The sequence below is a fragment of the Candidatus Eremiobacteraceae bacterium genome (genome assembly GCA_035314825.1).
In the GTDB taxonomy this organism is placed as follows: Bacteria; Vulcanimicrobiota; Vulcanimicrobiia; order Eremiobacterales; family Eremiobacteraceae; genus JAFAHD01.
Window position 1 is genome coordinate 54,247 of record DATFYX010000069.1, and the last position, 8,412, is coordinate 62,658.

Sequence of the window (8,412 nt, forward strand, 5' to 3'; positions counted from 1 at the left end):
AAGCCGGCCCTTGTGCCGGTCAGTTCGCGACTTTCTCGAGCTTCGCGTAGTTGAGCATGATGCTCTTGCGTCCGACAGCGCCGAAGTCGACGGTGACGAACGCATCGCCACCCGCGCCGCGCACCTCCAACACCGTGCCCGAGCCGAATTTCGGATGCGTCACCGCATCGCCGACGACCAGCTCGACCTCGCGCGCGATCGGCGCCGGCGTCGCCAGCTCTTCCCACGTGCCGCCCGAACCGACCGGCGACAGCGGCGGTGCGTTCAAGAACTCGAGCCCGGTCATCTCGTTGAGGAAGCGCGAAGGCGGATGCAGATAGGCGCTGCCGAAGGTCGTGCGCCGCTTCGCGTGGCTCAAGTACAGCTCGTCGATAGCACGCGTCACGCCCACGTAGCATAGCCGTCGCTCTTCTTCTATCTCATGAGGATCGATCAGCGCGCGGTTATGCGGGAACACGCCCTCTTCGAGGCCCGCCAGGAACACGACGGGGAATTCGAGACCCTTGGCCATGTGCAGCGTCATGAGGGTGACGGCAGATCCGCCCTTGTCCATCGCGTCGAGGTCGGAGACCAGCGAGATATTGGCGAGGAAGCCGGCGACGTCGGGGCCTTCGCGCTCTTCATACTCGCGCGCGACGCCGATCAGCTCTTCGAGATTCTCGACGCGCGAGCGCGACTCGACCGTATCTTCGTCGCGCAGCTCTTTGACGTAGCCGGTGTCTTCGAGCACCGAGACCAGCGCGGCCGACGGACCTTGATCGGCGGCGATGACCGCAAACGCGTCGATGTCTCGGAAGAAAGCCGCCAGATCCCTCGCCTTCTTGGGCGCGACGCCGGCGATCACATCGGGGTCGAGCATCGCCCGCGCGAACGAGAGCCCGCGGCGCGCGCCCTCGTCGCCGATCGCGTTGAGCGTCGCTTGGCCGATGCCGCGGCGCGGCGCGTTGATGATGCGGCGCAGGCTGATCCCGTCGTCGCGATTGGTGACGTAGCGCAAATAGGCAAGCGCGTCCTTGATCTCGGCGCGCGCGTAGAACCCGACGCCGCCGACCACGCGATACGGCATGCCGGCCACGAGCAACGCTTCCTCGAAGGCGCGCGACTGCGCGTTCGTGCGATAGAGCACGACGTGATCGCTCAGGCTGCGGCCCTCGTCGTTGACGCCTTGATGGATCGTGTCGACGACGAAGCGCGCCTCGTCGCGCTCGGTCGTCGCCGCGTAGACGCGAACGGGCTTGCCGCCCTCGCGATTGGTCCACAGGTTCTTGCGATGGCGCTGCGTGTTGTGCGAGACCAGCGCGTTTGCGGCGGACAACACGGGCGATGTGGAGCGGTAGTTGCGCTCGAGGCGATAGGTGGCGGCGTTATGGAAGTCGCGCTCGAAGCGCAAGATGATGCGATGGTCGGCGCCGCGGAACGCGTAGATCGATTGATCGTCGTCGCCGACGACGCAGATGTTGCCGCTGCCTTGGGAAAGCCCGCGCACCATGCGGTACTGCGCCTCGTTGACGTCTTGATATTCGTCGACGAGCACGTATTCGAAACGCTCGCGCCACGCCTTGCCTTCCACTGGGCGTTCGAGCAGCGCGATCGTGCGCATGATGAGGTCGTCGAAGTCGAGCGCGTTCGCCTGGCTGAGGCGGCGCTGGTATTCGCTGTAGAGCGATGCGACGACCGGCGAGAGCTGGCCATCCGCGCTGTCGGCGTACGCAAGCGGATCCTGCAGGCGTTCCTTGGCTCGGCTGATGTGGCGCAGCACGGCGCCGGGGTGATAGTTACGCTCGTCGATGTTCAGATCGCGCAATATCTCTTTGAGCAGCGTGCGCTGGTCGGCTTCGTCGTAGATGACGAAGTTCGGCGCGACGCCGACGATGTCGCCGCTGCGCCGCAGCATGCGCACGCCGATCGAATGGAACGTGCCGACCCACAGGCCGTGCGCCGCCTCGCCGACCAGCTGCTGCAAACGCGTGCGCAGCTCGCCGGCCGCTTTGTTCGTGAACGTCACCGCGAGGATGCGATGCGCCGGGACCTTGCCGCCGGCGAGCAGATACGCGATGCGATGCGTGAGCACGCGCGTCTTGCCGCTGCCCGCGCCTGCGAAGATGAGGACCGCTCCGTCGGTGTGCGACGCGGCAGCGCGCTGCTCGTCGTTGAGCTGCTCGAGCGGATCCATCAGCGCGCGGCGGTGACGCGCTCGCCGCGCCCAAGCACTGAGCCTGCGGGCACGGCGGCTTTTGGTTCGACCGCCACGTCAAGTCCGAGGATCGCGCCGCGAACGACGCCGTGCTCGCCGACGCTGCAGCCCGGCCACAGGATCGCATCGCCGATGGTCGCGCGCGGTCCGATGAAGCACGCGTCGTAGATGACGGCGTATGGCTCGAGCGTAGCACCCGCGCCGATGCGCGCGCCCGCGCCGATGTAGACCGGCCCGTGCACTTTCACGTCGCGAGGCAGTGCTGCACCGTCGGCCGACCAGACGCCCGGTGACAGCTCGACGCCCAACGGCCGCGAGTACTTGCCCGAAAGAATGTCGCGATGTGCCTGCCGATAGGTGTCCGGCCGGCCGACGTCGATCCAATAGTCTTGCGTCGCGACGGCGAACACGCGGTGCGTCGAGTCGATCAGCAGTGGAAACGTCTCGCGCTCGATCGAGACCGGACGCCCCGACGGTATCGCCTCCACCGCCTCGGGCTCGAGCACGTAGGTTCCGGCATTGATGTCGTGCGCCGACGTCTCTCCGGGTGCCGGCTTCTCGACGAAACGCTGCGCGCGGCCGTCAGCATCCGTCTCGACGACGCCGAATTGGCTCGGATCGTCCACCGGCCGCGTGTGGATGGTGGCGACAGCATCGTTCTTGCGGTGTGCGGCCAGCAGCGTGCGCAGGTCGACGCCCGCGAGGATGTCGCCGTTGCAGACGAAGATCGTGCCGTCGATGTGTGCGATCGCGTTTCTGATCGCGCCGGCGGTGCCCAGCGGCTCTTCTTCGTGGACGTAATGCAGCGTGACGCCGTGCGAGCGGCCATCGCCGAAATGCGCTTCGATCGCTTCGGGGAGATAGCAGCACGACAAGACGACGTGCTCCACGCCCGCCTGGCGCAGGCGCTCGATGATCCAACCGATGAACGGGCGCCCGAGCAATGGGGCCATCGGTTTGGGCAGGGCGTAGGTGAGCGGCCGCAGCCGCGTACCTTCGCCGCCGACGAGAATGACTGCTTGCAATATCCCCCCGAAACGGACGTGTCAGTAGGCTTGTTTTGCCTTTGCGGCGCGGGTCTACTGCTTCACGTGCGCCCCGTTGTGCAACGCGGCGATCGCCGGCGCATGCATGGCGGTCACGTGGGTCCGGTGAGGTTGCGCTGGTCGGAGCTGGCCGGCCAAGGGCGCGAACAGCACGGCGATCAGCAGAACGGCGGCGGCGGCATCGATGGCTTTATTGATTGAGAGACGCATTTGTGGTACCCCCTACGAGCGAGCAGCAAGAGTGTCTGCCCAAAGCATAGTGGTTGCCACGGGTGCCGGGCTTCAGGGGGAGTACGGAAGTTGGGCCGCCGGCCGTACCTAAGAAACGCCCCAGGGGTTCACAGCCTTGAAGGGAACGCCCGCGGTGAGGTGCCCATGAAAAAGGCCAAACCTGCCGACGGTAAGGACGTGGACAAGTACATTGCGGGCGTTCCGGAGCCTGGGCGCAGCACGTTACGCAAGGTGCGTGCGGCCATCCGATCAGCCGCGCCGGCTGATGCGACGGAGACCCTCAGCTATAAGATCCCGACGTTCAGATACAAGGGCGGCCTCGTGGCGTTCGCCGCGTTCTCGAACCACTGCAGCTTCTTCCCGATGAGCATGGTGGTGATCCGAAAGTTCAAGAGCGAGCTCAAGAATCACGACTCGTCGAAAGGGACCATCCGCTTCCCGCTGGACAAACCGTTATCTGCGACGCTCATCAAGAAATTGGTGAAGGCGCGAGTGGCAGAGAACGAGCGCGGAAAGAAACGCGGTTAGAGCGTTACCGGGAAACCATCTCTCGAATGCGTGGATGATCGCCCTCGACGGTCTTGATCCAACGCGCGAAGACCGGCACTTTGTGATTCACGCGATACAGGAAATAATAAGCGCTGATATCGCCGACGTACGAAAATCGGCGCCTTAGGTCGGCCGTCAATCCTTCGTACGTCTTGTGGGAACCCAGGTAGTTGCGAAATCCGCGATGCTCTTTGTCCAGATCGAGCATGGTCGCGGCGTTCGCAATCGTCGCCTGGATCTTCCGCTCGCTATGAAGGATGCCGGGCGTGGCCATGATGCGAGCGATATCCTTTGCGCGATACCTCGATACCTTACGCGGATCGAAATTATCGAACGCCTTGCGCAACGGTTCCCACTGTCTGTCGATCGCCGCCCAGCTGAGCCCCGCCTGGAACACCGCGCGGCTCATCACCGCGAGGTAATCTGCGAGCGCAGGCTTGGCGATTCGCTCGTGTCCTATTTTCGGCACCGTTGATCGATGGTAGCCCCAAGGGAATTCGAATCCCTGTCTGCGCCTTGAGAGGGCTCGGCGGCTTTTTGGATAGGGCGTTTCCGGAGAATCCACCCCGCCTCGCGTTGTGAGTGTTTTCTCTCGGCCGGGCGTAGCCGATCGCTGCTCGCCTATTCCTGCCCTTTCCGCTCGACGGGCTCGACCGCCCTTGGCTCCTCGACGCGCATGCGTCGCGCCCCTCGCAGATAAGCACCATCTGGGTGACGCGTCTCGAAATCCTCGCATAGCATCGCGAGATACTCAAAGTTCTCCAATAGAGCCGGCGCGTTTAGGCTCCGACGCCTGATCGCGATGACGGGCATCATCACGTTCCAACTCGAGAGAATCGGGCCCGAAAAGAGGTCGCACACGATTTCCTTGTCGATTATGCCGTACTTGCAAAATGCTCCCAAATTCTCAAATATGTTACCCACAAGATTGAGACTCGCAAGGTCATCATCCAAGACCCTTTGCTCGATCCGGGGGAGAAACTGCGGTTCCTTCATGAGACGAGGAAACTCATTTTGAATGAAGCGCCTCGCGGCGCGGAATTCGGCCGACTCGATGACTTCCTGGACCCCGGTGATCGCGCTGATCTGATTGCTGCTCCGCAAGTGACGCAGCTGCGCGATGGCGGCAAACGCGGTAGCCGCAATCACGACAAAGGTGCCGACAGCGGCAATCGCACTTATCTGTTCTGGGCTCATCGCATACGGTGTAAGACGGATTCTATAAGTGGTAGCCCCAAGGGAATTCGAATCCCTGTCTCCGCCTTGAGAGGGCGGCGTCCTAGGCCTCTAGACGATGGGGCCGAGAACCGGTCGAATGCAGATCAACCGGTGGAAGGAGTGGCTCCCGGGCAAGGTTTCGAACCTCGAGTCTCCTGATTCAGAGTCAGGCGTGTTACCAGTTACACCACCCGGGAACGGACTACAAATTATACTATGGGCTCCGCGAGGGTGTCAACGAGCGCGGGACGAGGCCCCGAAGCGCCGCTCCTCTAACGTCTCACCTCATGCAGGTCCAGCTCGACCGAGAACAGCTCTCGATGACGATCCATGCCGCGTACGACGATCGACAGCTCCTCACCACCGCACCGGTGCGCAAGGCGGTTGAACGTACCGTAGGCGCGCTCGACAACGGTTGGTTGCGCGCGGCCGAACCCGTCGATGGGCAGTGGGTGGTCAACGATTGGGTCAAGCAGGCGATCGAACTGTATTTCGCCATGCACAACGCCGAACCGAGCGAAGCCGGACCGATGCGTTTTTACGATAAGATCCCGCTCAAGTCGATGTGGGAGAATCGCACCAGCATCCGCATCGTGCCGCCGGCCGCTGTGCGCTTCGGCGCATACCTCGCGGCCAATACCGTACTGATGCCGTCGTTCATCAATATCGGCGCGTACGTCGGCGAGGGCACGATGGTCGATACGTGGGCGACCGTGGGCAGCTGCGCGCAGATCGGCACCAACGTGCATCTCTCGGGCGGCGTCGGCATCGGCGGCGTGCTTGAACCGCCGACGGCGCGGCCCGTCATCATCGATGACGGCGCGTTCATCGGTTCGCGCTGCGTCGTCGTCGAAGGCGTATACGTCGGCAAGGAGGCCGTCCTCGGCGCCGGCACGGTGCTCACGGGATCGACGCCTATCATCGACGTCATGCAGCAGCCGGCAAAGGTCTACAAAGGTGAAGTCCCCACGCGCGCGGTCGTGATCCCAGGAATGCAATCTAAGACTTTCCCCGGCGGCCTCTTCGGCACGCCGTGCGCGTTGATCATCGGCGAGCGCAGCGAATCGACTGACAAGAAGACCTCGCTCAACGCGGCGCTGCGCGATTTCAACGTCGGCGTTTGACCGGAATCGCGTTCTCGGTCTGCATCGATGCGCTGTGCCTCATCGGCCTGTATGGCGCTGTCTACATGCAAGGAAAGGCCAATCGCTATGCGCGCGGCGAGGTCGCGGAGCCGAGCGTCGTGCAGCAACCTCGCGCCCGCGTGTTCGGCGGCGTGGCCAACTCGTCGTTCGGTATCGCGTACTACGCGCTCTTGCTTATCGCCGCTTGGTTCTTGAACACGCCGCTCGTGTACGACGCGGCCCTAGTGGCGGCGCTCCTGGCGGCGGCACTATCCGCTTATCTGGCGTACAGCCTGCTTTTCATCACGCGCATGCCGTGTCCGTTCTGTTGGACCGGACACGCCGTGAATTGGATGCTGCTCGTGCTATTACTCGCTTATCGTCAAACGCCGCAGTGAGGTAAACGTGAAGACGACCACGATCGAGCAAACAGTGCGAATAAACGCGCCCGCGCGCGATGTGTACGACGCCTATGTCAATGCCAAGCGCCACGCATCATTCACCGGCGCCAAAGCGTCCTCGATCCCGAAGCCCGGCGGCAAGATGACTGCTTGGAACGGCTATGTCAGCGGACGCTTCTTGCTGCTAGACCCCGGCAAGCGGATCGTGCAGACTTGGAAATCGCGATCGTGGCCGCGCGGCGCCGACGAATCGATCCTCGACCTTCGTCTGAAATCCAAGGGCAAGAAGACGGAACTGACGATGGTGCACTCCGGCGTCCCGGCAAAACCCGCGTCGCTTGCCAAGGGATTCACGAGCGGCTGGCATACGAGCTACTGGAAACCGCTTGCCAGCTATTTCAAAAGAGAGCAAGCACGGAGCAACCGATGATGGATGGGGCGGACGATGCTTTTCTCCGCGCGCTCGAAACGGGGGCGGTCCCCAATCACGCCTTTCACCACCGAGACCACCTTCGCGCAGCTTTTCTCTATGTACGGCGTCGCGGCGCCCAAGATGCCGAACCGGCGATGATCGAAACGATCCGCCGGTTTGCAGCGCACCACGGGCACGCGCCAAAGTTCCATTTCACATTGACGGCGCTGTGGGTCAGACTGGTCGCGGCGCACGTCGCGGACCATCCCGACGCCGCTTTCGACGAGCTCATCGATCTGGACAACCGCCTGCTCGACAAGGACCTTCCGCTGCGATTCTATTCGCGGGCTCAACTCTTCTCCGAGCACGCGCGAGCGAGCTGGGTCGAACCGGACGTGCGGCCGCTTCCAGCTTAGGCGCCAGCTCGCGAGACGACCCGCCGCTCCGTTTCACCGAATTTGCTCCTGAAGAGACGCTCGATGAGTGCAAACATCCTGGGGTCACGCAAGTACAGGTCCTGACGTGTCAGAGGCAGCCACGCGCAGCGCTCGTCGTTGACTTCCACGTAGGCACGCATGCTTTCCGCGAAATACTCATCAAGGCTGCTCGCGGCGTATTCGTTGACGTATCCGGTGGCGGTCGCGAAATAGTATCGCAGTTCTTCGCTCTCGTATGAGAAGTACGACCGCTTCTTGCGCGCCAGCAGCGCATCGATCGCATGCGCGAATTCATGCGCGCCCGTCATGCGCAACGAGCGCTCCCGCAGTAGGATGCGCTTCTCCTCAACCACGAACAAGCCGGAAGGCGGCGACGGCCATTGATCGATCGACGGCGCGCAGCGGGCGACCGACGACGAGAAGCTCGCAAACGCTTGACCCTCGGGAACCGTCGCGATGCTGACGCCGGCCGCCGCCGCCGCCGAAAGGGCGGCCTCGCCATAACACGCAAGCGCGTCGAATAACGCCGCCGGCGGCTTTTCGCCCATCATCGCTGCGACCAGCGCTCGGGCGCGCCCGCGCGGCGCCGGTTCCACCGCGCGCGTCACGCCGTTGAACGGCTCCGATAAGATAGTGATCCCCTCGCAGCGATACGCGGCGAGTTGCGGATTCTGCAGCCGCCTGAGTTGGGCGACGAGCGCGGCATGACGGGGATCCCCAGGCCGCTGCAACCATCGGCGGCGCTGGCGCAACAGACGCGCGCGGACCTGCTCGATCGCAAGAGCCGTCTGTGCCTCGTC

General features: G+C 63.5%; 11 protein-coding genes and 2 tRNA genes. 5 read left to right on the top strand and 8 right to left on the bottom strand.

Going from position 1 to position 8,412, the window contains the following annotated elements; translation table 11 throughout:
* Positions 1-19: 19 nt before the first annotated feature.
* Genes VKF82_09465 through VKF82_09475 form a run of 3 tightly spaced genes read right to left on the bottom strand, consistent with a single transcriptional unit; the run spans position 20 to position 3,450 of the window.
* On the bottom strand, positions 20-2,173 hold the full coding sequence (locus VKF82_09465; GenBank protein ID HME82292.1) for a UvrD-helicase domain-containing protein: 2,154 nt from the start codon (positions 2,171-2,173) through the stop codon (positions 20-22).
* Entirely contained in the window at positions 2,173-3,219 is a 1,047-nt protein-coding gene (locus VKF82_09470; GenBank protein HME82293.1) for an NDP-sugar synthase, read from the bottom strand. The genes VKF82_09465 and VKF82_09470 overlap by 1 nt, the downstream gene beginning before the upstream one ends.
* A gap of 54 nt (positions 3,220-3,273) precedes the next feature.
* A complete protein-coding gene (locus VKF82_09475; protein ID HME82294.1) occupies positions 3,274-3,450 on the bottom strand; it encodes a hypothetical protein in 177 nt (58 codons plus the stop codon).
* Between the two features lie 165 nt (positions 3,451-3,615).
* Here VKF82_09475 and VKF82_09480 point away from each other — a divergent pair, with 165 nt between their 5' ends.
* Positions 3,616-3,999: a DUF1801 domain-containing protein gene (locus VKF82_09480; GenBank protein ID HME82295.1), complete on the top strand. Its 384-nt coding sequence runs from the start codon at positions 3,616-3,618 to the stop codon at positions 3,997-3,999.
* Positions 4,000-4,003: 4 nt separating this feature from the next.
* Here VKF82_09480 and VKF82_09485 read toward each other — a convergent pair whose 3' ends face one another.
* The 4 genes from VKF82_09485 to VKF82_09500 form a co-directional block, all read right to left on the bottom strand.
* Complete coding sequence (locus tag VKF82_09485; GenBank protein HME82296.1) at positions 4,004-4,489, bottom strand: DNA-3-methyladenine glycosylase I; 486 nt, start codon at positions 4,487-4,489, stop codon at positions 4,004-4,006.
* 152 nt (positions 4,490-4,641) lie between these two features.
* Positions 4,642-5,217: a hypothetical protein gene (locus VKF82_09490; protein ID HME82297.1), complete on the bottom strand. Its 576-nt coding sequence runs from the start codon at positions 5,215-5,217 to the stop codon at positions 4,642-4,644.
* Positions 5,218-5,246: 29 nt separating this feature from the next.
* Positions 5,247-5,322 (bottom strand) — tRNA-Glu (locus VKF82_09495).
* A 37-nt stretch (positions 5,323-5,359) separates the two neighbouring features.
* Positions 5,360-5,435: transfer RNA gene (locus VKF82_09500), tRNA-Gln, on the bottom strand.
* Between the two features lie 90 nt (positions 5,436-5,525).
* On the opposite strand from VKF82_09500, the gene VKF82_09505 reads away from it, so the two are divergent.
* The 4 genes from VKF82_09505 to VKF82_09520 all read left to right on the top strand — a co-directional run bounded on the left by VKF82_09505 (position 5,526) and on the right by VKF82_09520 (position 7,591).
* A complete protein-coding gene (locus VKF82_09505) occupies positions 5,526-6,362 on the top strand; it encodes a 2,3,4,5-tetrahydropyridine-2,6-dicarboxylate N-succinyltransferase (GenBank protein ID HME82298.1) in 837 nt (278 codons plus the stop codon).
* Positions 6,359-6,760, top strand: a complete 402-nt coding sequence (locus VKF82_09510) for a vitamin K epoxide reductase family protein (protein HME82299.1) — start codon at positions 6,359-6,361, stop codon at positions 6,758-6,760. The genes VKF82_09505 and VKF82_09510 overlap by 4 nt, the downstream gene beginning before the upstream one ends.
* Before the next feature lie 7 nt (positions 6,761-6,767).
* Positions 6,768-7,193, top strand: coding sequence for an SRPBCC domain-containing protein (locus VKF82_09515; GenBank protein ID HME82300.1), 426 nt, complete (start codon positions 6,768-6,770; stop codon positions 7,191-7,193).
* A gap of 137 nt (positions 7,194-7,330) precedes the next feature.
* The gene (locus tag VKF82_09520; GenBank protein ID HME82301.1) at positions 7,331-7,591 is read left to right on the top strand and encodes a hypothetical protein; all 261 of its coding nucleotides are present in this window, start codon (positions 7,331-7,333) and stop codon (positions 7,589-7,591) included.
* Here the strand turns inward: VKF82_09520 and VKF82_09525 are convergent.
* Positions 7,588-8,220, bottom strand: a complete 633-nt coding sequence (locus VKF82_09525) for a hypothetical protein (GenBank protein HME82302.1) — start codon at positions 8,218-8,220, stop codon at positions 7,588-7,590. The genes VKF82_09520 and VKF82_09525 overlap by 4 nt on opposite strands.
* Positions 8,221-8,412 lie beyond the last annotated feature (192 nt).